Below are 26998 nucleotides of genomic sequence, written 5' to 3'. Positions count from 1 at the left end.
CCTAAAGATTGGCTACATCTCGCAGTCGCCGCAAAATCTGAGCCAGCAGCATCAGAGCACCATTGCCCACACTAAGGATGATCACCCCCACAATGCCAATCATCCAATCATCGCGCTGTACCGACACCAGCAAAATCATGATTGCCGCTTTCGTGGCAATACTGGCAAAGGCCAACATCTTCGACCAGATATGCTCCCCTTTCCAAGCGGCATAAAGGGGAATGCCCAAAATCAGTAGCATGATGACTAAAAAGGCGGTCATTTGTCGGGTCTCCGCTCTACCAATTGATGCACTTCAAACCAGCCCTCCTCGTCATAATGCAGAACAATTGTTTTTGGTGTAAATGTGATCGTGAAAATATCTAGGAAAATCAGACCGGGGTCGCGGGTGGGATCGACGGGTTCACGGACGATCTCTTCATGGCGATGGGGACGCACCATCATTTCAATGGCTTCAGTGTAGGCACGAGGGACAGCCATAGCGACTTTCCCTAAGGTACTCAGCCACTGCCGTAGTGTGGCTACACCCCCTCGCCCTTGGGGCAATAGCAGCGAAACGAGAATGCCAATCCCAAAATTGACAAGACCAAAGTCCGCAGTCAGGAGCAGCCAAATTGTCAAGCGGAGGGCAAAGTTTAAGTAGTTGAGTGTCATAGGGCTAACCCCACCAAGCCAAGTAACAGTAACAGCATCACCCCTAGGAGATGCTCTAGACGCTCCCAAGCGCCTCGCCAAGCGGATTCCCAGCGCGAGACCCCCAAGGCCACCAAGCCACAACCCAGCAAGGGCGGCAGACAGGCACGTAACAGACTTGTGCCACTACTGTAGGCTTCGATGTAGCCCGCATTAGCCAAAACTAGCCCGCCCAAGAGCACCATTGTGGCGGCACTATAGCCCACGGGCATGAGGGTCTTGCTAGGATAGCGGGGTAAAAAGAGGAATTTGCTGTAAATTGTCGCGGTCAAAAAGCCCGCACCGTAAAGGAGTCCCTGCTGCCAAGGGTCAAGATAACTCAGCGTTAAGGCTTTGGCTGGAAATCCTGCAAGGAAGGGCACGCCGACAATCCCGTAGCCAGCAATGATGAGGGCGATCGCCACTGGACGCGGCAAACCTTCTTGGCGCAATTCACTGAGGCGATAGTGGCGCAGTTCCCCCACACTCAAAAAAAGACTAGCCTTTGCCAAGCCGTGCATGAGGGCATACAAACCCGCCGCCGGGGGAGCTATGACTACCCATCCTAATTGGCCAAGGGTACTAAAGCTGAGCAGCCGTCGTACATCATCGGCCACCAAGGCAAATATTGGGCCAAAAAAGATGGAGGCAAGAGCAAAAAGGCGAACAATATCGGCAATGTCCCCATAGAGCAGACTGAGGCGAGCTAGGCTAAACACCCCCGCATTTTCGACAATGCCGGCCAGGAGAGCAGCAACAATAGGAGCAGCAACGACGTTAGTTTGGGGCAACCAAAGCCCACTAATAAAAATGGCGCCCTTGGCCAACAATGCCATCAAAATCAGAGCCATAGCCTCTGGTGGTGCTTGCATCAAGGCACTAAAGGCAAATGTATGACTGGCCTGATAGACTAAGGCCACCCCCATTAGATAGAAGAGCATGGCCACATTGCTGACCATCAGGTAGCGCAGGCCAATCCAGAGGGGGCGATCGCTGCGAGGATAGGCAATCAAAAGAAAGACCACAATCCCCAGCACCTCAATATTGACGTAGAGACTGAGGAAATCCGCTGAAATAAAGACCGTGTTGGCACAGCCGTGGAGCAGGCACAGCAGAACATAAAAGAATGCTTTGTAACCCCCCTGCCATGTGTGCAAGAGTGCCGCCAAAATCACGAGGGCATTGGTGACAATAAAGTAGCCACTGAGGGGGTCAATGCTCAGGGAAATGCCAAAGCTGTCGAGAAGGACAAATGAAGTGCTGACTTGGTTGATAGTGATACCTAAACCCACACAGAGGGACATGAGGGCGATCGCCAGCGTCAAACCCCGCGCCAAGGGGGGCAGCAGATAAAGGGTTAGGCCGGCCACAAAGGGCAACAAAATCCAAGCGATCGCCAGCTCCGTCATGCCACTTCCTACAGATACTTTTGATCAATTTCTGCGGTTTCTAAAGTCGGGTTATCCCGCGCTAGCTTCATTGCCGCCACCAGCATCAGCGTTTGAATCGAAAGGCCAATCACGATCGCGGTTAAAATCACGGCTTGAGCCACGGGGTCGGCATAGGCAGCATCAAAGGCTCCCCCACGGGCAATGGGCGTGACTAGACCACTGTGGGTGGCAATGACCACAAACAGAGCGACTACCCCCGTACTCATAACATCCATTGTCACAATCTTCATTAGCAGGTTTTTCTTGACGATCGTTGCTAGAAACCCAACGAGGATAGTGACAAAAACACTGGCTTCCAAGAAAATCATGATCCCCAGCCCGTAGACACTTTGGTATTTAGAACAGACTCTAACATTCTGCTTTCCCTTTATGCTTCGCTTTCTGCCATAGCACTGAACCACAGCAGCCAACTGTGGGGCGCTCTTTGGGAACCTTAAGCACGTTAGTGCCTATCTTAGTTAGTGCCTATCTTAACTTTACTTAGATCAATGACATTTCTCTATCAAATAGATTTTTGTCAATATTATTACTACAAACTTTATAATTTAGAAAAATGCTTAACAATTTGCAACATTTGGCAAATAGGTATATATTCTTATTCAGATACTTGAACAGATTACTGGACTCGTCCCTTGGGGGGTTGTCTGATGAATGTCCAATTTCCTTGGCTGACTGTACTGACACTGCTGCCCTTAGTGGCAGCCTTTTTCATTCCCGTGTTGCCCGACCGTGAGGGGAAGACAGTCCGCTGGTATGCCCTAGCGATCGCACTCCTCGAATTTGTCCTTTCGGCAATGGTTTTCTGGCAGCACTACGATGCCCAATCCGCCCAGATGCAAATGCTGGAAACCGTGCCTTGGCTCCCGCAAATCGGCCTGAACTGGTCCCTAGCGGTTGATGGCCTTGCCGTCCCCCTGATTTTGCTGACGGGTCTGGTAAATACAGTGGCAATCTTTGCGGCTTGGCAAGTAAAGCAAAAGCCGCGTTTATTTTATTTCCTGATGCTGGCGCTCTACAGTGCCCAAATTGGCGTCTTTGCCGCCCAAGACCTCATCCTCTTCTTCCTGATTTGGGAGTTGGAATTGGTGCCCGTCTATCTGCTGATCTCCATCTGGGGGGGTGCCAAACGCCAATACGCTGCAACCAAGTTCATCCTTTACACTGCCCTTGGCTCTCTCTTTATCCTGATTGCAGGCTTGGCCATGGCCTTCTATGGCGGTGACTTTACGCTCAACATGGCGGCCTTGGGTCTCAAGGACTATCCCTTGGCACTCGAGCTTCTTGCCTATGGTGGTTTTCTGATTGCCTTTGGTGTCAAGCTGCCCATTTTTCCCCTGCACACTTGGTTGCCCGATGCCCATGGTGAAGCCTCGGCGCCCGTGTCAATGGTGTTGGCGGGCGTGCTCTTGAAAATGGGGGGCTATGGCCTGATTCGCTTCAACCTGCAAATGCTCCCCGATGCCCACATCTACTTTGCACCGGTGCTGATTGCCCTTGGGGTGGTGAATATCATCTATGGTGCCTTGACCGCCTTTGGCCAAGAGAACCTGAAGCGGCGGCTGGCCTACTCCTCCATTTCCCACATGGGCTTTGTACTCCTCGGTATTGGTGCCCTCAATGGCACTGGTCTCAATGGGGCGATGCTGCAAATGCTCTCCCACGGTTTGATTGCGGCTGCTCTCTTCTTCTTGGCCGGGGTGACCTACGATCGCACCCACACCTTGGCGATGGAAAAGATGAGCGGGATTGCCCAATCCATGCCGAAGACCTTTGCCCTCTTTACTGCTGGCTCCATGGCCTCGCTGGCGCTGCCGGGTATGAGTGGCTTTATCAGTGAATTGACCGTCTTTTTGGGCTTGACCAACAGTGATGCCTACTCCACCACCTTCAAAGTGGGAGTGATTTTCCTCGCTGCCGTGGGAGTGATTATCACGCCCGTCTATCTGCTCTCGATGGTGCGCCGTGTCTTTACGGGCAAGCAAGCGGGTGAGATGTTTGACAAACTACTGCTGGACATTAATCCCCGTGAGACCTTCATTGCTCTGTCCTTGCTGGTACCCATTATTGCGGTGGGAATGTATCCCAAGTTGGCTACCCAAACCTACGATGTGACCACGACGGCGATCGCCAGCCATGTCCATGCTGCCCTGCCCGCTGTAGCGCAGCACCATCTGCCCCTCTATGCCCAACTGACTCAATCCGCCCCCAGCTTGGTCAGTGAAGCCACCGTTGCCGACAGTACCCTCTAGGGGTTAGGGGTGGGGATGCACCTTCGCCAACTGGCAGTTCAGAGCATTCATTGCTAGAGTGGAGTAACGGCATTCCTGCCCTTGGGCAGATTGCATAAACTGAATACGGTGATTCAATAAAGGCTCTATGAGTAATCTTGAGAAACAAATTGAACAAGCCCGCGAGGAGGCCCACAAAATCTGTGACACCGAAGGGGCAACCTCTGGACAGTGTGCCGCCGCTTGGGATGCCCTTGAGGAACTACAAGCGGAAGCTGCCCACCAACGTGCTGAGCAGCAAGATCACAAAACCTCCTTTCAGCAGTACTGTGATGACAACCCGGATGCTGCTGAGTGTCGCATTTACGACGACTAAGGGTTGAGGGCGTGGGTCGCTGGCAACAGTTGTGGGATCAATTTGCCGCAGCTACCGGTCAGCGGCTCCATGAGGGTAAAGCCCTGCCTGTGGGGGGCGGCAGCATAAACACCACCTATGTGTGGCAACATCCTGAGCAAACGCTCTTTGTTAAATTCAATCGCCCTGAACGGCAGGCCATGTTTGCTGCGGAGGCCACAGCCCTGAGGGCGATCGCCCATGTCCAGACCATTCGTGTTCCCTTGCCTCTTCTGTGGGGGGTAGTGGCGGACGCAAGTTTTTTAGTGTTGGAATACTTGCCCCTTACCGGTTCAGGTGATTGGTGGCGGATGGGGGTAGAACTAGCCCAGTTACACCTCAAGGGCACCGGCGATCGCTACGGTTGGCCAGAAAACAACACCATTGGCGCCACCCCCCAACTCAACCCTTGGTCAGACAACTGGGGGGAGTTTTTCCGCGATGCTCGCCTGCGGTATCAGTTTGATCTCGCTCGCCGTCGGGGTGGACACTTTCCGAAAGCCGAGACGCTCTTGGCTGCCGTTCCAGAGCTGTTGAACCACGAGCCAACTCCCACTTTGGTTCACGGGGATTTCTGGTCGGGGAATGCCGCTTTTTGCCGTACGGGCGAGCCGGTGATTTTTGATCCGGCTAGTTACTATGGCGATCGCGAAGTGGATTTGGCCATGAGTGAACTCTTTGGCGGGTTTCCTGCTGCCTTTTATGAAGGCTATGAAGCCACGTATCCGCTACCTGCGGGTTATCAGCAACGCAAAATCATTTACAACCTGTACCACATCCTCAATCACTTCAACCTGTTTGACGGTAGCTATGCCACCCAAGCCCAGTCCATGATGGAGCAGATTCTTTGATCGCTCTGAGCTTTGCAAGCAGCCCCGTGGAACAGAACGTTTCCCAAAGCACTCTAAAAATCAAACAGTGGCCGCTAGCCTCCCATCGCTGTAGTATCGTTGAGTGCATAGCTTGAATTATTGAGTGTTTGCGAGATTCCTTCCTATGTCCGATGGCAAACTGCCACCCACAAATGCTTCTACCCCTGAATCAGTGACAGCCAAGACGCAAAAGGCCACAGAACCTTGGTGGCTGGAGATGGCCAAAACCCTAGGACTAGCGGCTGTGCTTGCCTTCGGTATTCGTACATTTGTGGCAGAAGCGCGTTATATCCCCACTGGCTCGATGGAGGAGACGCTGCTGATTAACGATCGCCTGATTATTGAGAAGATTAGCTACTATTTCCATGCCCCCCATCGGGGCGACATTATTGTGTTTAATCCAACGCCCACGCTTCAGCAGGCAGGCTTTCGGGATGCCTTTATCAAACGGGTGGTGGGCTTGCCCGGCGATCGCGTGGAACTCCGCCAAGGGCGCGTCTATATCAACAATCAACCCCTGCCTGAACCCTATCTTGCGCCCTCAACCTTTACATCCGTAGATACCTGTGCTGGCATGCAGCCCTATCTCGCCCAACCACAGGTCATTCCTGCCAATAGTTACCTCGTTTTGGGGGACAACCGCAATAACAGCTTTGATGGCCGCTGCTGGGGAGTGGTGCCGCGCAATTACATTATTGGCCGTGCCGCCATTCGCTTTTGGCCTCCTGATCGCTGGGGGCTGATTACGGCTCCGAGGGAACCCCAACGGTGAGGCAAACGCTGCACACCGAAGTCTTAGTGGTTGGGGGTGGCACAGGGGGGGTAGCTGCTGCCTTAACGGCGGCTCGAATGGGTGCGCAAACGGTGCTGGTGAGTGAAACGCCGTGGCTAGGGGGAATGCTCACAAGTGCTGGGGTAGCTGCGCCCGATGGCAATGAACTCATGGCATGGCAAACTGGACTCTGGGGGAAGTTTCTGCGGGCGATCGCCCAACGCCAGCCAGAAGGGCTAGATCATGCGTGGGTGAGTTTCTTTACCTTTGAGCCAAAAGTCGCTGCTGCTCTTTTTGCCGAGTGGGTCAAGGCAACCCCCAACCTGACGTGGATTGTGAGTGAAGTTCCCCAAGCGGTCTTGCGACAGGGTGATCGCGTCGTTGGGGTGGAATTCACGACTCTTACCATCCATGCCCCAGTCACCATTGATGCAACAGAACTGGGCGACCTGCTTGCCCTCGGTGAGATTCCCCATCGCTGGGGGTGGGAGTGGCAGGCACAAACACAGGAACCCTCAGCCCCCTCAGCCCCCACGCCCCTCACCCAAACCTATCCTGTCCAGGCACCTACATGGGTAGTGGTTTTGCAGGACTATGGTGAGGGCGCGATCGCCCCGGAAATTCCTCCCTCCCCCCTTTGGGATGAGCGCAAGTTTAGCGGTGCTTGGTCAGGCTATGACCCGCAGCACTTTCTCAACTATGGCCGCCTGCCGCGGAACCGCTTTATGCTTAACTGGCCGCAGCAGGGGAATGACTATGGAGTGGGTCTGGAACGGCTGGTTGGCTCTCCTCAAGCCCGACAGGACTTTTGTCAAGAGGCGCGCTGGCACGCCCAAGATTTTGCCCGCTATGTGCAGCAACAGTTGGGTCGCCGCTATGGTTTAGCCGAGGATACCTTTCCTAAATTCCCTAGGCAGCTGGGGGGTGAAGCCTATGCCCTCCATCCCTATTACCGCGAAAGTCGTCGCCTGATTGGTGTCACTACAATTCACGAGCAGGATATTCTCCCCAGTGCTCCACCGCCCGTTGATGCCCAAGGTCACTACACGGGCATTGCCATCGGCAACTACGCCAACGATCACCATTATCCGGGGATGGAACTTCCCCTGATGCCGAAGTCCATCCGTTGGGGCGGTCGTTGGACGGGGACCCCCTTTGTGATTCCCTATACGTCGTTGATCCCCCAGAGGGTAGAGGGCTTTTTAGTGGCAGAGAAAAATATCTCGGTGAGCCATATTGCCAATGGTGCCACCCGCTTGCAACCCCTAGTGATGGGCATTGGGCAGGGGGCAGGGTGGTTAGCCGCCACAGCCATTCGCCAAGGGAAATTTTTGCACCAACTGGTAGGCACCCTTGATCTGAAGCCCCTGATTCAGGAGTGCCGGCAGGCAATTTTTCCCTTCTTTAACCTGCCGCCGCAACATCCCGAATGGGAAGCTTGGCAACTCCAGACATTAAACACCATTGATCCCACAATCCCCCTACCACCAACGGTGGCGATCGCCCAGCCCACACCAATGACCGTGAGCGCAGGAATGCAAACTGTCACGGGCGAATTTGTCAAACTGGGAGAGCAGGCCTATCAACTGCGCACCGATCAACAGTCTTGGCCTTTGGTGACACTGCACCCCACCGTGAACGATCGCCTACAAGCCTATAGAAATGGGCAACCGATGACAGTGACGGGCTTTATCAACCCCTATGCCCGATGGATTCGAGTGGCGCATGTGGCCTAGGCTTCGCAGCTTAGCTCCCCAAGGCGTTGATTAAAACGCAGGTTCTCAGTGTAGTCCACCGGAACATCAATAATGCTGGGAACTGACTGCGCAAGCGCCGTTTTTAGCGTTGGGATAAAATCAGCCGTGGCTTCAATGCGATACCCCTTGAGTCCCATGCTTTCGGCCAACTTGACAAAGTCGGGGTTACCAAAGTGGACATAGGCGGATTCGCCAAAGTAGCGCTGCTGCTTCCACTCAATCAGACCATAGCCGCCGTCATTAAAGATGATGGTTGTGAAGTTCGTGCCTATGCGCAGTGCGGTTTCCAGTTCTTGGCAGTTCATCATGAAGCCGCCATCGCCAGTCACCGCCACCACATGCCGCTGTGGATACACTAATTTCGCCGCTATTGCCCCCGGTACGGCAATCCCCATTGCCGCAAAGCCATTGGAAATCAAGCAGGTATTGGGGCGATCGCAGTGGTAGTGGCGGGCAATCCACATCTTGTGGGCACCGACATCAGAAATAACAATGTCCTCTGGTCCCATCACTTGGCGCAGGTCATAGATAAGCTTTTGCGGCTTGACGGGAAAACTCTCATCTTGGGCATATTGGCAGTAGTCAGCAACAATGTCCTGACGCAGTTGGACGGCATAGGGAGTGCGCTTGTCTTGGCGATCGGCTCGCTTGAGAATTTCATAGAGGGAATCAGAAATATCCCCCACCACCTCAACCACAGGAATGTAGCTGCTGTCAATTTCCGCATGGGTCGCAGCAATGTGAATAATGGGGAGGCGGCCATCAGGGTTCCAGCTTTTTGGGGAATACTCAATCAAGTCATAGCCAACGGCAATAATCAAATCGGCATGATCAAAGCCACAGCTAATGTAGTCTCGCTGTTGGAGACCCACTGTCCACAGGGCAAGGGAGTGTTGATAGGGAATGACCCCTTTGCCCATAAAGGTGTTAGCAACGGGAATGTTGAGCTTTTCGGCAAAATGGGTGAGGGCAGCGGCAGCATGGGCGCGAATCGCGCCATTCCCCACCAAGATCAGGGGATTTTCGGCCGCATTGATCAGTTCAGCGGCCTTGAGAATGCTCTGGAATGAGGCATAGGTTTTTTCGGGCTGGCTAGGTTTGAGGGGATAGCCCTCGGCTTCCATAGCAGCAATGTTTTCGGGCACGTCAATGTGAACAGCACCCGGTTTTTCATTCTGGGCAATCTTAAAGGCCTTACGGACAATTTCGGGTGTAATACTGGGGCGGACAATCTGAGCATTCCATTTGGTGACAGGGCTAAACATGGCCACCAAGTCTAGGTATTGGTGGGACTCAATGTGCATGCGATCGGTTCCCACTTGCCCTGTAATGGCCACAAGAGGAGCGCCATCGAGGTTGGCGTCGGCAACGCCAGTCATTAAGTTGGTGGCACCAGGACCAAGAGTAGACAGACACACCCCCGCTTTGCCAGTGAGGCGGCCATAGACATCCGCCATGAAGGCAGCCCCCTGTTCGTGGCGCGTCGTGATAAATTGAATGCGCGAGCGGCGGAGGGCATGGAGAACATCCAGATTCTCTTCCCCCGGCAGACCAAAAATGTATTCTACGCCTTCATTTTCAAGGCATTTCACCAATAATTCAGCGGTATTCATAGGATGGGCGATCGCGGGCACTACCTTCTATCGTAGTTCTGCTTTCTTTGCCCAATCCTTAAATGTTGGCAAATGCTGACGAAATTTATGCCGCAGCCAGATCGGAAATCACCTTGGCCAGATCAATGTCTTTTTGGGTAATCCCGCCGGCATCATGGGTGGTGAGGCAGACCGTGACCCGATTCCAAGAAATGGATAAATCAGGGTGATGCCCAGCCTGCTCAGCGGGATCTACCAGACGATTGACAAAGGCAATGGAGCCTAAGAAGTCTTTGAAGGTAAAGGTTCGCTCAAGGCGATCGCCCACCAGTTTCCAGCCGGGTAGGCTAGCTAGCTGTGCCTCAATATCCGCTGGGGATAATCGCTCTGCCATAGTTTTGCCTCAACCCTATTAGCTCTAGGGTAGCAGAGGCAATTTACCAACTCGATTTGACGACCCCCGGCAGTAACCCTTGGTGTGCCATTTCCCGCAGGGCGTTGCGGCAGAGGCCAAAATCGCGATAGTAACCACGAGGACGACCCGTCAACCAGCAGCGATTCCGCAGCCGCGAAGGAGCACTATTGCGGGGCAACTGTTGCAGTTGACGATGGATGCTCATGATCTCTTCTTGGGTTTCAGCGCTGGCCAGTTGAGCCTTGAGTTCTTGGCGTTTGCTGGCGTATTTCGCAACGAGCCGTTGCCGCTTTTTTTCCCGTTCGATCATGCTTTTTTTGGCCATGGGGGTGTGTTTGTCCTCGGTAATGATGAATTTGGTATCCTATATCCTATCAAAGAGCGATTTGCTGCTGCAACTGTTGATCCTTACGGGGTGTTTCTGTGCCCTTACATCTGTACAACACACTGTCTCGCCGCCTTGAACCCTTCTCGCCCCTACACCCAGAGCGGGTGACGATCTATGCCTGTGGGGTCACGGTGTATGACTACTGCCACTTGGGGCACGCCCGTTCCTATGTGGCTTGGGATGTGCTCCGCCGCTATCTCACGTTCTTGGGCTACCACGTCCACTATGTGCAGAATTTTACCGACATTGATGACAAAATTCTTCGCCGTGCCCATGAAAACGGTGAAACCATGGCGACGGTGAGCGATCGCTACATAGCTGCGTACCACGAAGACATGGCGGCGTTGAATATCTTGCCTGCCAATGCCTATCCCCGTGCGACGGAGGTGATTCCGGAAATTATTGATCTGATCCAAGGGCTACTGGATCGCGGCTATGCCTACGTGGCTGGCGGCGATGTTTACTATGCCGTGGCGCAATTTCCCAGCTATGGCAAGCTCTCTGGGCGCCAGCTTGAGCAACTCATGGCCGGTGCCAGTGGCCGCATTGAGGAAGTGGAGGAGCAGCGCAAACACCATCCCCTAGATTTTGCCCTCTGGAAAGCGGCGAAGCCCGAGGAAATGAGTGTCTATGATCCGTGGGAAGCCCCGTGGGGGAAAGGGCGCCCCGGCTGGCACATTGAATGCTCGGCAATGGTGCGGCGGGCCTTTGGGGCAACGGTGGATATCCACTGCGGCGGCATGGATTTAATCTTTCCCCACCACGAGAATGAAATTGCCCAATCGGAGGCGGTGACCCAGCAGCCCTTGGCGCGATTTTGGCTCCACAACGGCTTTGTGACCGTCAACACTGAGAAAATGTCTAAGTCCTTGGGCAACTTCACAACAATTCGTGACCTGCTGACTCAGGGGGTGGATCCCATGGCCTTGCGCCTGTTGGTCTTGCAGGCTCAGTACCGCAAACCTTTGGACTTTACGTCAGAGGCACTGAGCGCCGCTGCCAAGGGCTGGCAAACCCTAGCGGAAGCCCTGCGCTTGCATCAGCAGATTCCCCTGCCCCCCACGGCTCCAGAAGAGGTGAAAAGCCACCCCAGTACTCAAGCCTTTTGGCAAGCTATGGATGAGGACTTGAACACCGCTGCCGCCCTAGCCGTGGTCTTTGAACTGGCGAAAACCCTGAATCGTGAGCAGCATCGTTATCTCCATGGGGGGGACTGGGGGCGATCGCCCGCTGAACTCAGCCGCGACTGGCACACCTTGGTGACCCTTGCTCAGGTCTTAGGTCTAGAAGTAAAAGCGGAGGCACAAGCTGCCCAAACCGCTGGCCTAACCGATGAGGAGATTCAAGCGCTGATTGCCGCTCGCACCGCTGCCCGCCAAGCCAAGAACTACGCTGAGAGCGATCGCCTGCGGGATCTCCTTTTGGCACAAGGCGTCAAACTCGTGGATCACAAGGACGGCACCACCCATTGGTTTCGCGTAGCCGCTGGCTCCGCCCCCTAACTTTGGAGAACACTATGCATGATTCCCTTGTTGACCTGCGTCAGGAACTTTTGGCGCTGCTTTGCCGCGATGCCTACCGTGCCGGCGAGTTTATCCTTTCCTCTGGCCAAAAAAGCCATTACTACATCAACTGCAAACCCGTGACCCTGTCGGCACGGGGCGCTTACCTTGTGGGACGGCTCTTCTTGGAGCAGTTGGCACCCGAAGTAGTGGCGGTGGCGGGTCTCACCCTTGGTGCAGATCCCTTGGTCGTGGCAGTGAGTGTCCTCTCCAATTTACAGGGGCAGGATCGAGCAGCCCTGATTGTGCGTAAGGAAGCTAAGGGCCACGGCACAATGAGCTTTATTGAAGGTCCCCCTTTGCCCCAAGGGGCAGTGGTCACGGTGCTTGAGGATGTGATCACCACAGGAGGATCGGCCCTCAAGGCAGTTCTGCGCCTCCAAGAGGCGGGCTATGTGGTCAATGAAGTCCTCGCGATCGTGGATCGTCAAGCGGGTGGGGAAGCGGCTTTTGCTGCTCAGGGGGTGCCCCTGCGATCGCTCTTTCGGATTAGCGACCTCGAAACCTATCTCAATCAGTCCTAAAGGGGAGTGACATCCGCCCGACGCTGACCTTCTAAATCTTCTAGATACAGTGGGGGACTGATAGCTCCCCGATCCAACCTTAAGACCCGTTCTAAATCCCCAATCGCTGGTAAATTTCCTCTAGGTGCTTCAGGTGATGCTCAGGATTAAAGCAGGCTTCCAACTCCTCAGGACTTAAATAGCGCTGGATTTCAGGATCTCCTTTGAGGTTGGCGGCAAAGTCACCGTTGGGTTGATTCCAAGCGGCATGGGCGTGTTTTTGTACGAGGGCATAGGCGGCTTCGCGGCTGAGGCCTTTTTCCACTAGGGCGAGGAGCACCCGCTGACTGAAGATGACACCGCCATAGCAGTTCATGTTGCGGCGCATATTCTCTGGATAGACCTGTAGCGTTTGCACCAAGTCCGTCATCTCCACCAGCATAAAGTGAGTGAGAATTGAACTGTCGGGCAAGATGACTCGCTCCACGGCACTGTGGGAAATATCCCGCTCATGCCAAAGAGCAACATTTTCCAGAGCTGCTAAGGCATTGCCGCGGAGTACCCGCGCTAAACCCGTCAGGCGTTCGGAACGAATAGGATTGCGTTTGTGGGGCATGGCGGAGGAGCCTTTTTGGCCCTTCGAGAAGAATTCTTCCACTTCAAGGACATCGGTGCGCTGAAGATTGCGAATCTCAACGGCAAAGCGCTCGAGGCTCGCTCCCAAGAGGGCAAGGGTTTGGGCATAGTCGGCGTGGCGATCGCGGGAAATCACCTGCGTTGAAGCAGTATCGGGTTGTAGGCCTAGTTTTTGGCAAGCGATCGCCTCCACGCGCGGATCCACATTGGCATAGGTGCCCACTGCCCCAGAGATTTTGCCCACGGCTACGGTGCGCTGTAACTGACACAGGCGATCGCGATGGCGTAGCAATTCCGCCAACCAGCCAGCGAGCTTGAAACCAAATGTAATGGGTTCGGCGTGAATCCCATGACTGCGTCCCACCATCACCGTATAGCGATGTTCTTGGGCGCGATGGCGCACCGCCTGAATGAGATGCTCCAACTGCTCTTGGATCAGCCTTAGACTCGCCACCAATTGCAGGGCCAAACCGGTATCCAGGACATCGGAACTGGTTAGCCCAAGGTGAATATACCGTCCGGCATCGCCAACATTCTCGTTGACATTGGTGAGGAAAGCAATGACATCGTGCTTCACCTCCGCTTCAATTTCCAGCACCCGTTGAGGATCAAACTTGGCCTTAGCTTTGATTTCAGCTACCGCTTCGGCGGGAATATGCCCCAGTTCGGCTTGGGCTTCACAAACCGCAATTTCAACATCGAGCCAAGTCTTGAATTTGTAGGCATCCGTCCAGAGATTCCCCATCGGGGCAAGGGTATAGCGTTCGATCATGGGCGTACGTATCTCTAAAGGTGATTAAAAACGGTCATCGGGGGGCGATCGCCTATTTGCGTTCGGGATGGTACACAGTCTCCGCCGTGGCAAAGCCATTCAGGCGGTAAATGAGTTGATAGAGGCGGCTGTAGTCGCGCTGGTTAAAGTGCAAAATCAGTCGGGGAAGGTGCAGGGTGTGAGTCAGAGACGGTTGGTTGATGGGCTGCTCATCTTCTACTTCCCGAGGCAGGGGTTCAGCGCGCTCGATCTGACCCGACACGAGAATGTCCTGAAAATCGCGATTGAGTTCCGCTAGGGCGGCATCACTAATGTCTTGGTTCAACCGCAGCACCAAGCGATCGCCCACGTAGCGGCTAGAGTGATAAACGCGGTAAAAGTCACTGAGGTACGCCAACCCCTCCTCGACACTGGTGCAGATGCGGTAGAGTTCCTGATCTTCACTGTTAATCAGTCCCTTAGCAACCAGTTCTTGGCGAATAAACTGATCCCAATGCTGCCAGTAGGTACCGCCGGCAATATCCATCAAGACCAAGGGCTTAGGAGGAGCTTTGCCCGTTTGACAGAGGGTCAAGCATTCAAAGGCTTCATCTTGGGTGCCAAAGCCCCCCGGAAATACGGTAATGGCGTCGGTTTCCTTGAGCAAAAAAAGCTTGCGCGTAAAAAAATACTTGAAGTGAATCAGCCGCGGATCGCCTTCAATGTAGGGATTAGCTCCCTGCTCAAAGGGGAGTTCAATGTTGAGGCCAAAGGACTTGTTGGGGCCTGCGCCTTTGTTACCAGCCTCCATGATGCCGCCCCCCGCCCCGGTGATAATCATAAAACCCGCTGCACTAGCGGCTTGGGCAAAGCGCACCGCCATTTCATAGACAGGGGCCGTAGAGGGGGTGCGTGCCGAGCCAAAGATAGAGATTTTGCGGGTATGGCGATAGGGGGCAAACACCCGCAGGGCTTGGTGCATATCCCGCAGGCAAGAACGCAGGATTTTCCAGTCTAGTCGTTCCAGTTCCTCCTCAGCAATCTCGGTAAACAGTTGTAGGGCTTGGTAAATGAGATCGCCATGGGGCAGAGTATCCAAGCGACTAATTAACTGATCAAGGTCTTGCTGTAGGCTACTTAAAGCGACTCGCGAGAGGGTCATGGCACCCTAAAAACGTTAGCACCCTATTTTATCAGGGAGTGGGATCACCTGACGCAGTGGGTAAGCTCAGGGTAAAGGTGGTCATGCCGGCTGCGCTGTGGACGTGAATTTCGCCCTGCAATTGCTCCACGAGTTTTTGGGTGAGGGCAAGGCCTAAACCCGTTCCCCCCTGTTGCCACGGATCCGCATTGGGAATGCGATAAAACTTTTCAAAGATACGTGGCAGCTCCTCACTGGGAATCTCTGAGGGATTGCTCACTTGGATTTGCAAGCGATCGCCACCGATGGGATCAAAGCGGACAATAATTTGTGCTCCCGCCGGGCTGTACTTGCAGGCATTGTTCAGTAACTCAGCGAGAACGCGCGCCAAGGCATGACGATTGGAGAGGAGGGGTGGCAAAGTGGGAGGGCGCACAATCTCAAGGGACTGCTGGCGTTGTTGCATGCGATTGCGAAAGGGGTCGAGCACCGAGGGGAGCCAACTGTCGAGATCAACCACCTCCTGTTGAATTTGGCTACGCCCGGCCTCTAGGCGTTGCAGATCCAGCAAATCATTGATCAGTTCCGTTTCGCGGTTGCACTCATTGGCGAGAATGTCGAGGTAGCGCTTCTGGCGATCGTCGGTAGCAAATTGCTTCAGCATATAGATGGCCCAGAAGTGTTGAAAGATAGTTTAAGAGGCTAGAAAAAAGGGAAGAAATGTCGTATTCTTCCCTCAAAAGAAGAAAAATTAATCAGCTTACTATGGCATCTTTTTCAGTTCTTGTCAAGTCTATTCTCAAGCAGCTCAGCCCTTGCGACTACCCCGTCCTCAACTCTCAATTGTTCTTCAAAATCTGGTTGACCTACATTCTCGACCAAGGATTAACCAGCATGAGAGCCTTATTTTATCGCTTGAATCATTCGGGGATTACAGTGGATATGTCCACGTTTTCCAAGGCGAACAAAACTCGAACAACCACCTTATTTGAGAGGATTTACACTCATCTCATGTCTCAAGCTCGCAAGAGACATCGTTGTTCAAGTCTGATGCTGTTTCCTATTGATTCAACCGTCATTACCCTGACGAGTAAGCTCTTTTGGTTCTACAAATACCATCAAGTGAAGTTAATTACAGGATTTGATTTAACAGAGAACATCCTGGGTAAGGCAGTAGTCTCTTTTGGGGAGAGACATGACCTAAGCTTTCAAGACGAGATTTTAGAAATGATCCCTGAGAATGCCGTTGCCATCATGGATAGAGGGTTTGCGAGTTGGAGATTTTTAGAGCGGCTGAGTGAGAGGAAGTGTTTATTTGTTGTGCGTATCAAGAATAACATGAGAATGAAGCTCAATCATGAGAGATACCGAGTGGTTCAATTTTTTGATGAGCATGGAACAGAGTTTCGTATTGCGACGAATCTAATGCATCTAAGTGATGAGGAAGTGAGTGAGCTGTATCGGCATCGGTGGGGGATTGAGAACTTATGGAAGTTTCTAAAGATGCATTTATCATTAGACAAGCTGATTACGAAGAGTTTGAATGGGGTGATAAATCAGATTTATATGGTTTTGATTGGGTACTTAATTTTAGAGCTAATGGAGATACCTGAATACTTTGGCAGGAAGCTATTAGACAAATTGCGATATTTGCAACTGGAACTGAGTCGCCGCTGCTCGATAGTGCATTGGAGCTTTGATTGGCAGCCAGAGCTACTTGTCACTTAGGATGTTAAGTTTTGTTGCAGAATTCAACACTTCTGATAGATGGCCATTTTCATATTGGCCATGGGCGTGCGCAACTCATGGGAAACGGTACTCAAGAAATCATCCTTAATGGCATTGAGCCGCTCTAGCTCCTGCATTTTCTGTTCCAGTTCGGCAGTACGGGCGTGCACTTGTCGCTCCAAATCGGCATTGAGTTCTTGCACCTGTTGGTAAAGCTGTGCTTGGTGAATGGCGAGGGCACACTGATCGGCAATGGTTTTGACGAGGCTTAAATCTTCTGGCGTCCAAGACTTGGGCAGGGTTTGTTGCCAAAGCTGGCGATCGCTCGCTAGGACTGACGTTGCCTCACTGGGTTCCCACTCACAATCTAGGAGCGTAATTTGCCCGAGAAGTTGGCCGAGGTAAATCAAGGGGGTGATCACCAAGGCATTCACGTTGAAGGTGCTGAGATCCGTTTGCAGCGGCTCTGGCAAATCTGTACAACTGGCAGCCAAGACCACCTGTTCACCGCTGCTGAGGGCAGGTTCAAAGAGGGCGATCGCCCGCTGGTTGAGGGTAATTAGCGGCGTCGGTGGATGGGACAGTTGGGGGCGCATGGCATAGGTGGGGGTATCGGGCGTTGCGGTTTGGGTAATCAGGCAAAGTGTTGACCCCAACGCCTCAAGCAGTAAATCAGCGGTAATTTGCAAGACTTCTGCTGCCACCATGGTTGTCCGCATTGCTTGAATAATGCGGTTAATGATCGCCTCACGGCGCGCTTGGTTACGCAGTTGTTCCTCGGCGCGCTTGCGATCGGTGACATCCATCACATAGCTGCGGATCAGTTCACTTTCGTAGATGTAGTGAATGGATTGCTCGTAGATACGCCCTCGGTACTCCACCTCCCGCACATGAACTTTTTCTTGGGTTTGCTTCATGTAGCGCGCCAGTTCCGGCAGTCCCAACAGCAACGGATGATCTGATTTTTGTTGTTGCAAATCGCGAAACTGCATGACTGCCGCTGGATTGAGATACGTCACCCTCCCTTCTAAATCCACTTCCAAAATTGGGTTGGGCGTCAGCTCCGGATAGGAGGCCAAGCGCACTAAGGCTGCTTCACTAAAATTCTCGATATTACCTTCACTGAGGGGGACAAGCGTTGCAAAGGGATTGGTGCTTTTGGAGAGAAATCCTAAGACATCGGTACTGCGGCAAAAATCCTGAAACTCCGTATCCGTCATGTTAGTCAACGTCAAGTAGCGGGCACGCACATCGCCGCCAAATACAATCATGTCGCCGCTACGCAAATCATGGGCAATAATCCGCTGGCCATTGACCAAAGTCCCATTCGTACTGCGCTTGCCCTGCAAATCACCATCAATGAGGCGAAAAAGATAGCTATTGGTCTCAGGACTGGTCACCCGTAACAAAATCGCGTGCTGCCGTGAGACCATCTTGGAGTGGAGCACAATTGAATTCGTCGGATCGCGACCGATGGAATAGGTTGCTGCCTCTAGCAAAATGGGGCGCCGTCCCTCACTATCTTCGATGACCAAAAGGTGGCGGACTGCCTGCCGCTCATGGCTCACCGTTGCCTCCTTGCCTAGGACGGCTGGGCACCCTGACGCAAGGACACCGGCGTCGCTGTCGCCTTCCAAGTAGGTTCTTTGACAGGTAGGGTAGTATATTGGCGCACCAAGGCACGGAACTCATCACCGTCAATGGTTTCCTTCTCAAGGAGCAGCTCCACCAGCTTATCAATGGCTACCCGATGCTCGCGGATGAGTTTGCGGGCAATCTCGTAGCAGTGCATAACAATCTCACGCACTTGGTGGTCAATTTGCACAGCCACGGCTTCCGAATATTCAGCGCGGGGCATGAGATCTCGACCCAAAAAGACCTCGTTGCCTAGAGTTTCAAGGGCTAAGTGTCCCAAATCCGACATGCCGTAACGGGTCACCATTTCCCGCGCCAGATTGGCTACCGCTCGCAAGTCGCTACTGGCACCCACGGTGACTTCAGCATCGCCAAAGATTTCCACTTCGGCAGCGCGCCCCCCCAACAGAATCGTGATCTCATCGAGGAGCCATGCGCGGGTATAGAGGCCACTGTCTACCCGTTCCTCATCAAAGATTTGCTGGGCAAAGCCGCCAACGCCCCCAGAACGGGGGATAATCGTCACTTTGTTGAGGGGATCCGCATGTTTCAGGAGCGTCATCAGTAGGGCATGACCCACTTCGTGGTAGGCAATCAGCCACTTTTTCTTACTGTCGAGGAGGGGAGTGAGCGTCATGCCAATCGTCACGCGATCAATGGCATCGTCAATTTCGGCATTGGTAATGGCAGGTTTGCGACGCCGAGCAGTGAGAATCGCGGCTTCATTGAGGAGGTTGGCAAGTTCGGCACCCGAAAAGCCGGGGGTACGGCGGGCGATCGCCTCAAGGGACACCTCTGGCGCAATTTTTTTACCGCGGGCATGGACTTGAAGAATTTGCAGGCGTCCCTTGTAGCTGGGCAAATCAACGGTAATTTGGCGGTCAAAGCGGCCCGGACGCAGTAGGGCAGCATCCAAAACATCGGGGCGGTTCGTTGCCGCAATTACAATAATGCCGGTATTACCCTCAAAGCCATCCATTTCCGTCAGGAGTTGGTTGAGAGTTTGCTCGCGCTCATCATTGCCACCGCCAATGCCGGCACCCCGTTGGCGACCGACGGCATCAATTTCATCAATAAACACCAGACAAGGGGCGTTTTCTTTGGCCTTTCTGAAGAGATCCCGCACACGGGAGGCACCGACGCCCACAAACATTTCCACAAATTCAGAACCAGAAATGGAAAAGAAGGGAACCCCAGCTTCACCTGCGATCGCCTTGGCAAGGAGCGTTTTTCCGGTTCCCGGTGGCCCAATCAGTAGCACCCCCTTGGGAATACGAGCACCAATGGAGGTAAATTTCTCTGAATTCTTGAGAAAGGTCACAACTTCCTGAAGCTCTTCTTTGGCCTCTTCAATCCCAGCCACATCGCCAAAGGTCACCCCCGTTTGTGCCTCCATTTGAAAGCGGGCGCGGGATTTACCAAAGTTGAGAATCTGCCCAGGGCCGCCGGGGGCATTACTCGCCCGCCGCAAAATCATCAGGAATAAAATCAGCAGAAAGAAGCCCAGCATCAAGTTAGAAATGATGCCGACCACCGCTCCATCACTGCTAGAGGGCACCACCCGCACCGTCGTGTCATAGCGGGTACTCACTTGGCGCAGCAGTTCTACGAGTTCAGGATTACGATCAAAGAGCCGTACCTCCTGGGGGGGAGATTGTTCGGGTTGATCTTTGCGGCGAAACTTGGCTAGCCCTTGTTCCTGATAGAGTTCAACGGAGCTGACTTCACCAGCCTTAAGGGCAGTGAGAAATTGACTGTAGGAAACGGTGTTGTTATTGCTCGATTGCCCTAGACCAATGTTAGTGGGAGCTAACGAGAGACCCACGACCAAAGCCAGTTGACTCAGCCGGTGGGAAAGACGTTGAGCGTATTTCATCGGCACCCGTTTCCGAAATTCAGTTCTAATTTCCAGTTTAACAGCGATTTTTTAGTTCCCTAGCGCCACGGATCAGCCACAGCCAAGAATCACCGCCCTAAATATAAAATAGGACAGCATTCTCTTTAGTTAGCATGCCCATGGGACTGATTGTACAAAAGTATGGCGGCACGTCCGTCGGCAGTGTTGAGCGCATTCAAGCGGTAGCCCGCAGGGTCAAGGCGACCGTCGCGGCGGGACATCAGGTGGTGGTGGTGGTCTCGGCCATGGGCAAAACGACGGATAGCTTGGTGCAGCTAGCCTATGCCATTAGCGATCGCCCCAGTCAGCGGGAAATGGATATGCTGCTTTCGACGGGGGAACAGGTCTCGATCGCCCTGTTGACGATGGCTCTCCAGGCCTTGGGGGAACCCGCCATCTCCCTTACCGGCGCCCAAGTGGGGATTGTCACCGAACCAGCTCACACCCGTGCGCGCATTCTCCACATTGAGACCCAGCGCCTAGAGCGGCACCTCAAAGAGGGTAAAGTGGTGGTAGTTGCCGGTTTTCAAGGGATTACCGCCGATGCGGATTTTGAAGTCACCACCCTTGGGCGCGGTGGCTCGGATACCTCTGCCGTTGCCTTGGCGGCGGCGCTGCGGGCAGATTGTTGTGAAATTTACACCGATGTCCCCGGCATCTTGACCACGGATCCGCGACTAGTGCCCAATGCCCAACTCATGACGGAGATCACCTGCGATGAAATGCTGGAGTTGGCCAGCCTAGGGGCAAAGGTCTTGCACCCCCGCGCGGTGGAAATTGCCCGCAACTACGGCGTGGATTTGGTAGTGCGCTCCAGTTGGACAGATGATCCCGGCACACGGGTGGTGGCACCAAGACGTCCGCCGCGTCCCGTGGAAAACTTGGAATTGGGTAAACCCGTGGATGGGGTGGCACTCGATACAGATCAAGCGAAGGTGGCGCTGCTGCGGGTGGCCGATCGCCCCGGCGTTGCAGCACAGCTTTTTGGCGAACTGGCACGGCAAAACTTGGATGTGGATTTGATTATCCAATCCATTCACGAAGGGCAAACGAACGATATTGCCTTTACGGTGCAAAAGAGTGTGCTCAAACAGGCAGAGGCAGTGGCCGTGGCCTTTTATCCCCGCTTGAATCCACGGGTCGAAGAGACGGATGTGCTCGTGGATGCCGACATTGCCAAGGTGAGTATCACGGGTGCTGGTATGATTGGCCGACCGGGGGTGGCAGCTCAGATGTTCTCGGCCTTAGCAGCAGCGGGTATTAACCTGCAAATGATCTCTACCTCTGAGGTCAATGTCAGTTGTACGGTCGCAGCTGCGGAGGCGGGTCGGGCGATCGCCGTCCTTTCCCAAGCCTTTGATGTGGAAGCTGCCACCACTGTCTCGCAAGAGACCCCCGATGCCCCACCGGTGCGGGGCGTTGCCCTTGATCCCAAGCAGGCGCGGATTGCAATTCGCGATGTGCCCGATCGCCCCGGCATGGCGGCAGCGATTTTCCAGACCCTTGCGGATGCAGCCATTAGCGTGGATATGATTATCCAATCCCAGCGATCGCGCTCCCTAGGGGGTGTGATGACCCGCGATATTGCCTTTACGGTGGTCTCTGCTGATGCCGAGCGAGCCACGGAACTGCTCAAAGGGGTTCAGACCCAATTGGGCTACGGTGACATCCTCGTAGATACGGCGATCGCCAAAGTCAGTATTGTTGGTGTGGGGATGATCCACCGGCCAGGGATTGCTGCGCAAATGTTTGCCGCGCTGGCTCGTGAAAACATCAACATTCAAATGATCGCGACTTCGGAAATTCGTGTGAGTTGTGTGGTGGCAGAATCGGAGGGGGTGCGGGCGCTGCGGGCGGTGCATACGGCCTTTGGTCTAGGCGGTGAAGCTCCCGTCGTCATTCCCGATGTCGGTAAGTAGGCCGCCCCTCTGGCAAATTGGCCTTGTTCTCAGTGTCGGCGTGTTGGCGGTTTCCACGGCTGCGGTGCTGGTGCGCTGGGGCGTTGCCGGTTTGCCAACTAATTCCTTGGGCACGACGGTGGGCTTGAGTATGTTCCTCGCTGCTGGTCGCCTTAGTCTCGCTGCCCTCTTTTTGACCCCCCAGCTCTACACTTGGCCGTGGCTAGACCTGACTCGCCAAAATCTGCGTTGGGCACTGGCTGCTGGGGTTGCCCTTGCGGCGCACTTTAGTCTCTGGTTCACCTCACTGAACTACACCTCGGTGGCAGCTTCAACCACCTTAGTGACCACGACACCCATCTGGTCAGCGCTCATTGGTTACTTCTGGCAGCGACAAACCCTTAAACCCCTTGCTTGGGTGGGGATGGCGATCGCCCTTGGCGGCAGCGCCCTGATTGGAACGGGAGAACCGACGAGTGCTGTGGCAAGGAACCCTCTACTGGGAAACGCGCTGGCGATCGCGGCTGCATGGGCGGTCAGTGCCTACTTTATTTGTGGTCAAGCGGCTCAAAAGGCGGGTCTTGCAGTTCACCACTACGCCCTTGTTGCCTATGCTACTGCTGCTGTGGTGCTCCTCCCTCTGCCGCCCCTCCTTGACTTGGCCTACACGGGTTGGCCGCTAAAGCTCTATGGCGCTATTCTCCTGCTAGCGCTGATTCCGCAGTTGGTGGGGCACACCAGTCTCAATTGGGGCGTGCGTTGGCTCTCCCCCACATGGGTAACCCTTCTGGTGTTGGCAGAACCGATTGCTGCCAGTCTCTTTGCCCTGCTGCTCTTTGGTGAGGTGCCGACAACGGCAGTGATTACGGGGGGCAGTCTGGTGCTCGTGGGTTTAAGCGTAGCACTGTGGCCCAGTCCCTAGGGGGGTTTCGGCGATCGCCGCCGCTGTTTGAGGGTATCCAAAGCATCCCCCAAGGCCGTAATTAGCCCCTCACGGGTACGGGCATGATTTTGCCGCTCCGCCTCTAGGGCGCGCCGCAGCCGTTCATTTTCCAAAAGGGCTTCAATTAGTTGTGCCTGAAGTGCGGCAACAGAGGTTTCACTGCGCACGCGGGCTTCAATCCGTGCCCGTTCATCCGCCCATTCCGGGGCTTCGGGATCCACAGGCGGTGGGGGTGGTTCAGGAACCAGTGGCGGCAGTTCATTGGCTCGCGCCTGCGCCCGTTGCAGTTGCTCTTGCAGACGTTGAAGCTCTTCCTGAAAATCTGCCACAGTGGATAAGGCACAGTTAGGAATTCTAGGGCTATTTTGATACGAGTATCCTCAGAAAACAAGGGTCAAGATATATTCGTGAGTAGCGAGGCGCTCCAAGCATGGTGGCACTGGGCACAGGCGATCATTCCAGCCCCTGAACGTGAGAGTGGCCTACGAGAGTTAAAACAATTTCTCAGTGCCTTCACACAGTTGAGTCCCCTTGACATCACACTGCGCCGATTTCCACCCCAAATTCATCTGAAACTGCCCCTTGCAGAACTCCAAGAGCGCTGGCAACGCCGCTGGCAGGAGCGGGTTCCGCTGCAGTATCTCATTGGTGTGGCTCATTGGCACGATCTGGCATTATTCGTCACCCCCAGTGTTTTGATTCCCCGGCCAGAAACAGAGGAACTCCTAGAAGTGGTGGCAGCAACGGTACCCCCTTGGCAGCAACAGGGGCATTGGCTGGATTTGGGTACGGGTAGCGGGGCGATCGCCATTGGGTTGGCGCGGTTATTTGCGGCGGTGCTAGTTCATGCCGTGGATTGTAGCCCTGAGGCTTTCGAGGTCGCGCAAATGAATATTCAAAAATACGCTTTGGGCGATCGCGTGCGCTGCTACGTTGGGAGTTGGTTTGACCCCCTTACCCATCTCCAAGGGCAGGTGCAGGGCATTGTCAGTAATCCCCCCTATATTCCCACCAGCCTAGTGGCCACTCTTCAACCTGAGGTGCAGTACCATGAACCCCCCCTTGCCCTCGATGGTGGTGCGGATGGCTTGCAGGCGATTCGCCAGATTGTTGCGACAGCTCCCGATTATCTTCAGCCCCAAGGCTGGCTCTTTATCGAATTGATGGCAACCCAAGGGGAAGCAGTGGCGGCGCTCACAATGGCCACCCAAGCCTATGAACGGGTGGAAATTCGCAGGGATCTCAGTGGCCACGATCGCTTTTTAGTTGCTCAAAGGGTTTAGCCGCGATCCCACCGCCAGAGGGCGATCATTAGGGCAACGACGCCGATCTGCACAGCCAGATTCCACACCAAATCGTCACCTGCTGTGCCCGCCAATCCCTTGAGGCCAAGGATCAAGGCACCCATGAGGCCGGAAGCGGCAAAAACAGCATAGAAAACGCGCCGTAGTCCCCGATAGGGAGCTGCTGCCTCGGCTCGCAGGCGATCGCGCAGGGTTGATCGAGTCACTTCAGCCGGTTGCTGGGGTTTGTTAGCAGTCATTTGATTTTCCCGTCACCTGAAAATATCCTACGTCCCTACAATAGGGAACGGTGTGCATCAATGACGGTCTAAGGCCGTAGGCCAAAAGAGATGTGAGGAGTTTGATATGCATTGGCAGCGAATCAGTCTGGCACTGGCGATCGCCTTGGGTAGCATGGTTGCAATTCCCCAACTCAGTCAACCCTCTCAAAGTACTGGTGCAGGGACACTCCGCTGGAGCGATGCTTCCTTTCCTGTGGAAAATTTCCAAGGCTATACTTCTCCCTTCGGCTACCGCCGATCGCCCACGGGGGAACCCACGACTGAATTTCACAATGGCCTTGATTTTGCTGCTCCCCAAGGGAGCTATATTCGCAATTGGTGGGTCGGGCAGGTGATTGAGGTTTCCGATCACACCGCCTGTGGCACGCTGGTACGGATTCAATCGGGGGCTTGGGAACACGTTTACTGCCACATGATGGGGCGGGTTGAGCAGACCCCCCAAGGACGAGCCATGGTCGATCGCGCCGGTGGTATTTTCATCCTAGAGGGGCAGCGGGTACCTACGGGGGCACGTATTGGTCGAGTGGGCATGACAGGGCGCACCACCGGACCTCACCTTCACTGGACGCTCCGCCATCGAGGGCAATTGGTCAACCCTGCCGTGGTTCTACAGGCCATGTATGGTAGCCAAGCCCAGCGATAACTCTCTGATTAAAAGCTAACGGGACTGACGGGGCTCGAACCCGCAACTTCCGCCGTGACAGGGCGGTGCTCTAACCGATTGAACTACAGTCCCAATTTTTGAGCGATTTTTAGACTATCAGGAAAATCATGGCCTTGTCAACTGGTGAAATTTGCCTTGCAGGGCGATCATTGCCAATTGACTGATAAACTTGATAATCCCCTGAAGATTGATTTCATGGCCTATCTTTTTGGAGTGCATCTGTGAAGGTCGTTGTCGTTGGCAGTGGTGGTCGGGAGCACGCGATCGCTTGGAAATTACTCGATTCTCCTCGCGTGACACAGGTCTATTGTCTCCCCGGTAATGGAGGCACAGCCTGCCTAGAGCGGTGTGAGAATGTGGCCATTGAAGCCACCGACCTCGCGGGCATTGGTACATTTGCCAAAGAGAATAACGTTGATTTAGTGGTTGTCGGGCCAGAGGTTCCCCTTGCCGCTGGCTTAAGCGATCGCCTACAAGCACTAAAGATTCCTGTCTTTGGTCCTAGCCAAGCAGGGGCACAAATTGAAGCCAGTAAAGCTTGGGCAAAGGCGCTCATGGAGGCGGCTCAGATTCCTACGGCCAAGGCAACGGTGTTTGACAGTTATGAGGCAGCCGCTCGCTATGTCCAAGCCCAAGGGGCACCCATTGTGATTAAGGCGGATGGCCTCGCAGCGGGCAAAGGGGTGACGGTAGCGACCACAGAAGCGGAGGCGATCGCTGCCCTAGAGCGGATTTTTGGGGGTGAATTTGGGGCGGCTGGCCAACGGGTGGTCATTGAATCGGTTCTTGAGGGGCAAGAGGTCTCCGTACTCGCTCTTACCGATGGCCAAACCATTGTCCCGCTGCTGCCTGCCCAAGACCACAAGCGGGTTGGCGAAGGGGATACAGGGCCAAATACGGGAGGAATGGGAGTTTATGCGCCTGTGCCTTGGGTCACCCCGAAATTAATGCAACGGATTCAAACAACGATTCTCGAACCTGCCCTCAGTGCCTTACAGGATCGGGGCATCCATTACTGTGGGGTGCTCTATGCCGGTTTGATGGTGTCACCCGCAGGGGATCCCTATGTGGTGGAGTTTAACTGTCGCTTTGGTGATCCTGAAACCCAAGTGGTGTTGCCCCTATTGGAAACACCGCTGATTGACCTGCTTGTGGCCTGCGTTGAGGGACGTCTAGCCAGTTTGGGAGCACTGCAATGGCGCAATAAGGTGGCTCTCTCGGTTGTGATGGCGGCGGGGGGCTATCCGGGGAGCTACCGCAAAGGGGATGTGATTCAGGGCATTCCCGAAGCTATGGCACAGGGCGTTCTTGTCTTCCATGCAGGCACACGTTGGCAGGAGGGGCAGTGGTATACCAATGGTGGTCGGGTATTGAACATTACCGCTTTGGCTCCTGATTTTGCCACGGCTCAAGCCAAGGCCTATGCTGGTGTCAGCGCTATTCAATTTGCTGACTGCTACTATCGTCGTGACATTGGCTACCGTATTCTGGAATCATCCGCTCACAAAGGGTAA

Annotated in this window: 26 protein-coding genes, 1 tRNA gene and 1 pseudogene; 13 read left to right on the top strand and 15 right to left on the bottom strand. The window is 54.2% G+C overall.

From position 1 onward, the window contains the following. Position 1: 1 nt before the first annotated feature. The 4 genes from NBE99_RS04395 to NBE99_RS04380 are packed head-to-tail and all read right to left on the bottom strand — an operon-like array spanning position 2 to position 2431. Complete coding sequence (locus NBE99_RS04395; protein ID WP_181495024.1) at positions 2-262, bottom strand: hypothetical protein; 261 nt, start codon at positions 260-262, stop codon at positions 2-4. Next, positions 259-654 (bottom strand): Na+/H+ antiporter subunit E, encoded by a 396-nt coding sequence (locus NBE99_RS04390; protein ID WP_250683278.1) that lies wholly within the window; start codon positions 652-654, stop codon positions 259-261. The genes NBE99_RS04395 and NBE99_RS04390 overlap by 4 nt, the downstream gene beginning before the upstream one ends. Further along, entirely contained in the window at positions 651-2081 is a 1431-nt protein-coding gene (locus tag NBE99_RS04385; protein WP_250683277.1) for a cation:proton antiporter, read from the bottom strand. The genes NBE99_RS04390 and NBE99_RS04385 overlap by 4 nt, the downstream gene beginning before the upstream one ends. A gap of 8 nt (positions 2082-2089) precedes the next feature. Continuing rightward, positions 2090-2431 carry an NADH-quinone oxidoreductase subunit K gene (locus tag NBE99_RS04380; RefSeq protein ID WP_250683276.1) on the bottom strand — a complete coding sequence of 114 codons (342 nt, stop codon included), beginning with the start codon at positions 2429-2431 and terminating at the stop codon, positions 2090-2092. A 339-nt stretch (positions 2432-2770) separates the two neighbouring features. Between NBE99_RS04380 and NBE99_RS04375 the strand changes: the two genes are divergently transcribed. From NBE99_RS04375 to NBE99_RS04355, 5 genes are all read left to right on the top strand, one after another. Further along, positions 2771-4372, top strand: a complete 1602-nt coding sequence (locus NBE99_RS04375) for an NAD(P)H-quinone oxidoreductase subunit 4 (protein ID WP_250683275.1) — start codon at positions 2771-2773, stop codon at positions 4370-4372. A gap of 127 nt (positions 4373-4499) precedes the next feature. Then, complete coding sequence (locus tag NBE99_RS04370; RefSeq protein WP_011057657.1) at positions 4500-4727, top strand: Calvin cycle protein CP12; 228 nt, start codon at positions 4500-4502, stop codon at positions 4725-4727. 11 nt (positions 4728-4738) lie between these two features. Next, positions 4739-5596: a fructosamine kinase family protein gene (locus NBE99_RS04365; RefSeq protein WP_250683274.1), complete on the top strand. Its 858-nt coding sequence runs from the start codon at positions 4739-4741 to the stop codon at positions 5594-5596. Between the two features lie 145 nt (positions 5597-5741). Beyond that, positions 5742-6389: a signal peptidase I gene (gene lepB, locus NBE99_RS04360; RefSeq protein WP_250683273.1), complete on the top strand. Its 648-nt coding sequence runs from the start codon at positions 5742-5744 to the stop codon at positions 6387-6389. Continuing rightward, positions 6386-8125: an FAD-dependent oxidoreductase gene (locus NBE99_RS04355; RefSeq protein ID WP_250683272.1), complete on the top strand. Its 1740-nt coding sequence runs from the start codon at positions 6386-6388 to the stop codon at positions 8123-8125. Before lepB ends, NBE99_RS04355 begins: the two co-directional genes overlap by 4 nt. Here NBE99_RS04355 and NBE99_RS04350 read toward each other — a convergent pair. The 3 genes from NBE99_RS04350 to rpsN form a co-directional block, all read right to left on the bottom strand. Further along, the gene (locus NBE99_RS04350) at positions 8122-9759 is read right to left on the bottom strand and encodes an acetolactate synthase large subunit (RefSeq protein ID WP_250683271.1); all 1638 of its coding nucleotides are present in this window, start codon (positions 9757-9759) and stop codon (positions 8122-8124) included. The two genes, NBE99_RS04355 and NBE99_RS04350, sit on opposite strands and share 4 nt — an antisense overlap. 85 nt (positions 9760-9844) lie before the next feature. Further along, entirely contained in the window at positions 9845-10132 is a 288-nt protein-coding gene (locus NBE99_RS04345; RefSeq protein ID WP_250683270.1) for a 4a-hydroxytetrahydrobiopterin dehydratase, read from the bottom strand. A gap of 43 nt (positions 10133-10175) precedes the next feature. Then, complete coding sequence (gene rpsN / locus NBE99_RS04340; RefSeq protein ID WP_250683269.1) at positions 10176-10478, bottom strand: 30S ribosomal protein S14; 303 nt, start codon at positions 10476-10478, stop codon at positions 10176-10178. Positions 10479-10576: 98 nt separating this feature from the next. Here rpsN and cysS point away from each other — a divergent pair, with 98 nt between their 5' ends. Both cysS and pyrE read left to right on the top strand, forming a co-directional pair. Then, entirely contained in the window at positions 10577-12043 is a 1467-nt protein-coding gene (cysS, locus tag NBE99_RS04335) for a cysteine--tRNA ligase (protein WP_250683268.1), read from the top strand. A 14-nt stretch (positions 12044-12057) separates the two neighbouring features. Next, positions 12058-12627: an orotate phosphoribosyltransferase gene (gene pyrE / locus NBE99_RS04330; protein ID WP_250683267.1), complete on the top strand. Its 570-nt coding sequence runs from the start codon at positions 12058-12060 to the stop codon at positions 12625-12627. A 91-nt stretch (positions 12628-12718) separates the two neighbouring features. On the opposite strand, the gene purB is transcribed toward pyrE, so the two are convergent. Genes purB through NBE99_RS04315 form a run of 3 tightly spaced genes read right to left on the bottom strand, consistent with a single transcriptional unit; the run spans position 12719 to position 15798 of the window. Then, a complete protein-coding gene (gene purB / locus NBE99_RS04325; RefSeq protein ID WP_250683266.1) occupies positions 12719-14014 on the bottom strand; it encodes an adenylosuccinate lyase in 1296 nt (431 codons plus the stop codon). A gap of 52 nt (positions 14015-14066) precedes the next feature. Next, entirely contained in the window at positions 14067-15155 is a 1089-nt protein-coding gene (locus tag NBE99_RS04320) for an LOG family protein (protein ID WP_250683265.1), read from the bottom strand. Between the two features lie 31 nt (positions 15156-15186). Beyond that, entirely contained in the window at positions 15187-15798 is a 612-nt protein-coding gene (locus NBE99_RS04315; RefSeq protein WP_250683264.1) for a sensor histidine kinase KdpD, read from the bottom strand. Positions 15799-15899: 101 nt separating this feature from the next. Here NBE99_RS04315 and NBE99_RS04310 point away from each other — a divergent pair, with 101 nt between their 5' ends. Next, complete coding sequence (locus NBE99_RS04310) at positions 15900-16862, top strand: transposase (protein WP_399371026.1); 963 nt, start codon at positions 15900-15902, stop codon at positions 16860-16862. A 35-nt stretch (positions 16863-16897) separates the two neighbouring features. Here the strand turns inward: NBE99_RS04310 and NBE99_RS04305 are convergent. Continuing rightward, positions 16898-18430: pseudogene (locus NBE99_RS04305) on the bottom strand (FHA domain-containing protein); the annotation flags it as partial. Positions 18431-18444: 14 nt separating this feature from the next. Then, positions 18445-20373, bottom strand: coding sequence for an ATP-dependent zinc metalloprotease FtsH (ftsH, locus tag NBE99_RS04300; RefSeq protein WP_250683262.1), 1929 nt, complete (start codon positions 20371-20373; stop codon positions 18445-18447). Between the two features lie 140 nt (positions 20374-20513). Between ftsH and NBE99_RS04295 the strand changes: the two genes are divergently transcribed. Next, the gene (locus NBE99_RS04295) at positions 20514-22313 is read left to right on the top strand and encodes an aspartate kinase (RefSeq protein WP_250683261.1); all 1800 of its coding nucleotides are present in this window, start codon (positions 20514-20516) and stop codon (positions 22311-22313) included. Beyond that, a complete protein-coding gene (locus NBE99_RS04290) occupies positions 22300-23214 on the top strand; it encodes a DMT family transporter (protein ID WP_250683260.1) in 915 nt (304 codons plus the stop codon). Before NBE99_RS04295 ends, NBE99_RS04290 begins: the two co-directional genes overlap by 14 nt. Here NBE99_RS04290 and NBE99_RS04285 read toward each other — a convergent pair. Then, the gene (locus NBE99_RS04285; RefSeq protein WP_250683259.1) at positions 23211-23564 is read right to left on the bottom strand and encodes a hypothetical protein; all 354 of its coding nucleotides are present in this window, start codon (positions 23562-23564) and stop codon (positions 23211-23213) included. The two genes, NBE99_RS04290 and NBE99_RS04285, sit on opposite strands and share 4 nt — an antisense overlap. Before the next feature lie 78 nt (positions 23565-23642). Between NBE99_RS04285 and prmC the strand changes: the two genes are divergently transcribed. Beyond that, positions 23643-24518 carry a peptide chain release factor N(5)-glutamine methyltransferase gene (gene prmC, locus NBE99_RS04280; RefSeq protein ID WP_250683258.1) on the top strand — a complete coding sequence of 292 codons (876 nt, stop codon included), beginning with the start codon at positions 23643-23645 and terminating at the stop codon, positions 24516-24518. Here prmC and NBE99_RS04275 read toward each other — a convergent pair. Next, positions 24515-24778 (bottom strand): DUF3493 domain-containing protein, encoded by a 264-nt coding sequence (locus NBE99_RS04275; protein ID WP_250683257.1) that lies wholly within the window; start codon positions 24776-24778, stop codon positions 24515-24517. The genes prmC and NBE99_RS04275 overlap by 4 nt on opposite strands. A 106-nt stretch (positions 24779-24884) precedes the next feature. On the opposite strand from NBE99_RS04275, the gene NBE99_RS04270 reads away from it, so the two are divergent. Then, positions 24885-25463, top strand: a complete 579-nt coding sequence (locus NBE99_RS04270; protein WP_250683256.1) for a M23 family metallopeptidase — start codon at positions 24885-24887, stop codon at positions 25461-25463. Between the two features lie 19 nt (positions 25464-25482). Here the strand turns inward: NBE99_RS04270 and NBE99_RS04265 are convergent. Beyond that, positions 25483-25556: transfer RNA gene (locus NBE99_RS04265), tRNA-Asp, on the bottom strand. A gap of 149 nt (positions 25557-25705) precedes the next feature. On the opposite strand from NBE99_RS04265, the gene purD reads away from it, so the two are divergent. Next, entirely contained in the window at positions 25706-26998 is a 1293-nt protein-coding gene (gene purD / locus NBE99_RS04260; RefSeq protein WP_250683255.1) for a phosphoribosylamine--glycine ligase, read from the top strand.

This window comes from Thermosynechococcus sp. HN-54 (genome assembly GCF_023650955.1).
Lineage (GTDB): Bacteria > Cyanobacteriota > Cyanobacteriia > Thermosynechococcales > Thermosynechococcaceae > Thermosynechococcus.
Note: the sequence above shows the minus strand (reverse complement) of the source record. Positions and strands in the feature narration are given on the sequence as shown.

Coding starts and splice junctions, on each gene's coding strand:
- pyrE (WP_250683267.1), top strand. CDS start 12,058: ATGCATGATTCCCTTGTTGACCTGCGTCAGGAACTTTTGGCGCTGCTT.
- NBE99_RS04390 (WP_250683278.1), bottom strand. CDS start 654: ATGACACTCAACTACTTAAACTTTGCCCTCCGCTTGACAATTTGGCTG.
- NBE99_RS04345 (WP_250683270.1), bottom strand. CDS start 10,132: ATGGCAGAGCGATTATCCCCAGCGGATATTGAGGCACAGCTAGCTAGC.
- NBE99_RS04315 (WP_250683264.1), bottom strand. CDS start 15,798: ATGCTGAAGCAATTTGCTACCGACGATCGCCAGAAGCGCTACCTCGAC.
- NBE99_RS04380 (WP_250683276.1), bottom strand. CDS start 2,431: ATGATTTTCTTGGAAGCCAGTGTTTTTGTCACTATCCTCGTTGGGTTT.
- purB (WP_250683266.1), bottom strand. CDS start 14,014: ATGATCGAACGCTATACCCTTGCCCCGATGGGGAATCTCTGGACGGAT.
- NBE99_RS04275 (WP_250683257.1), bottom strand. CDS start 24,778: ATGACTGCTAACAAACCCCAGCAACCGGCTGAAGTGACTCGATCAACC.
- NBE99_RS04295 (WP_250683261.1), top strand. CDS start 20,514: ATGGGACTGATTGTACAAAAGTATGGCGGCACGTCCGTCGGCAGTGTT.
- NBE99_RS04375 (WP_250683275.1), top strand. CDS start 2,771: ATGAATGTCCAATTTCCTTGGCTGACTGTACTGACACTGCTGCCCTTA.
- NBE99_RS04395 (WP_181495024.1), bottom strand. CDS start 262: ATGACCGCCTTTTTAGTCATCATGCTACTGATTTTGGGCATTCCCCTT.
- NBE99_RS04310 (WP_399371026.1), top strand. CDS start 15,900: ATGGCATCTTTTTCAGTTCTTGTCAAGTCTATTCTCAAGCAGCTCAGC.
- NBE99_RS04270 (WP_250683256.1), top strand. CDS start 24,885: ATGCATTGGCAGCGAATCAGTCTGGCACTGGCGATCGCCTTGGGTAGC.
- NBE99_RS04290 (WP_250683260.1), top strand. CDS start 22,300: ATGTCGGTAAGTAGGCCGCCCCTCTGGCAAATTGGCCTTGTTCTCAGT.
- ftsH (WP_250683262.1), bottom strand. CDS start 20,373: ATGAAATACGCTCAACGTCTTTCCCACCGGCTGAGTCAACTGGCTTTG.
- NBE99_RS04320 (WP_250683265.1), bottom strand. CDS start 15,155: ATGACCCTCTCGCGAGTCGCTTTAAGTAGCCTACAGCAAGACCTTGAT.
- NBE99_RS04370 (WP_011057657.1), top strand. CDS start 4,500: ATGAGTAATCTTGAGAAACAAATTGAACAAGCCCGCGAGGAGGCCCAC.
- NBE99_RS04350 (WP_250683271.1), bottom strand. CDS start 9,759: ATGAATACCGCTGAATTATTGGTGAAATGCCTTGAAAATGAAGGCGTA.
- lepB (WP_250683273.1), top strand. CDS start 5,742: ATGTCCGATGGCAAACTGCCACCCACAAATGCTTCTACCCCTGAATCA.
- rpsN (WP_250683269.1), bottom strand. CDS start 10,478: ATGGCCAAAAAAAGCATGATCGAACGGGAAAAAAAGCGGCAACGGCTC.
- NBE99_RS04385 (WP_250683277.1), bottom strand. CDS start 2,081: ATGACGGAGCTGGCGATCGCTTGGATTTTGTTGCCCTTTGTGGCCGGC.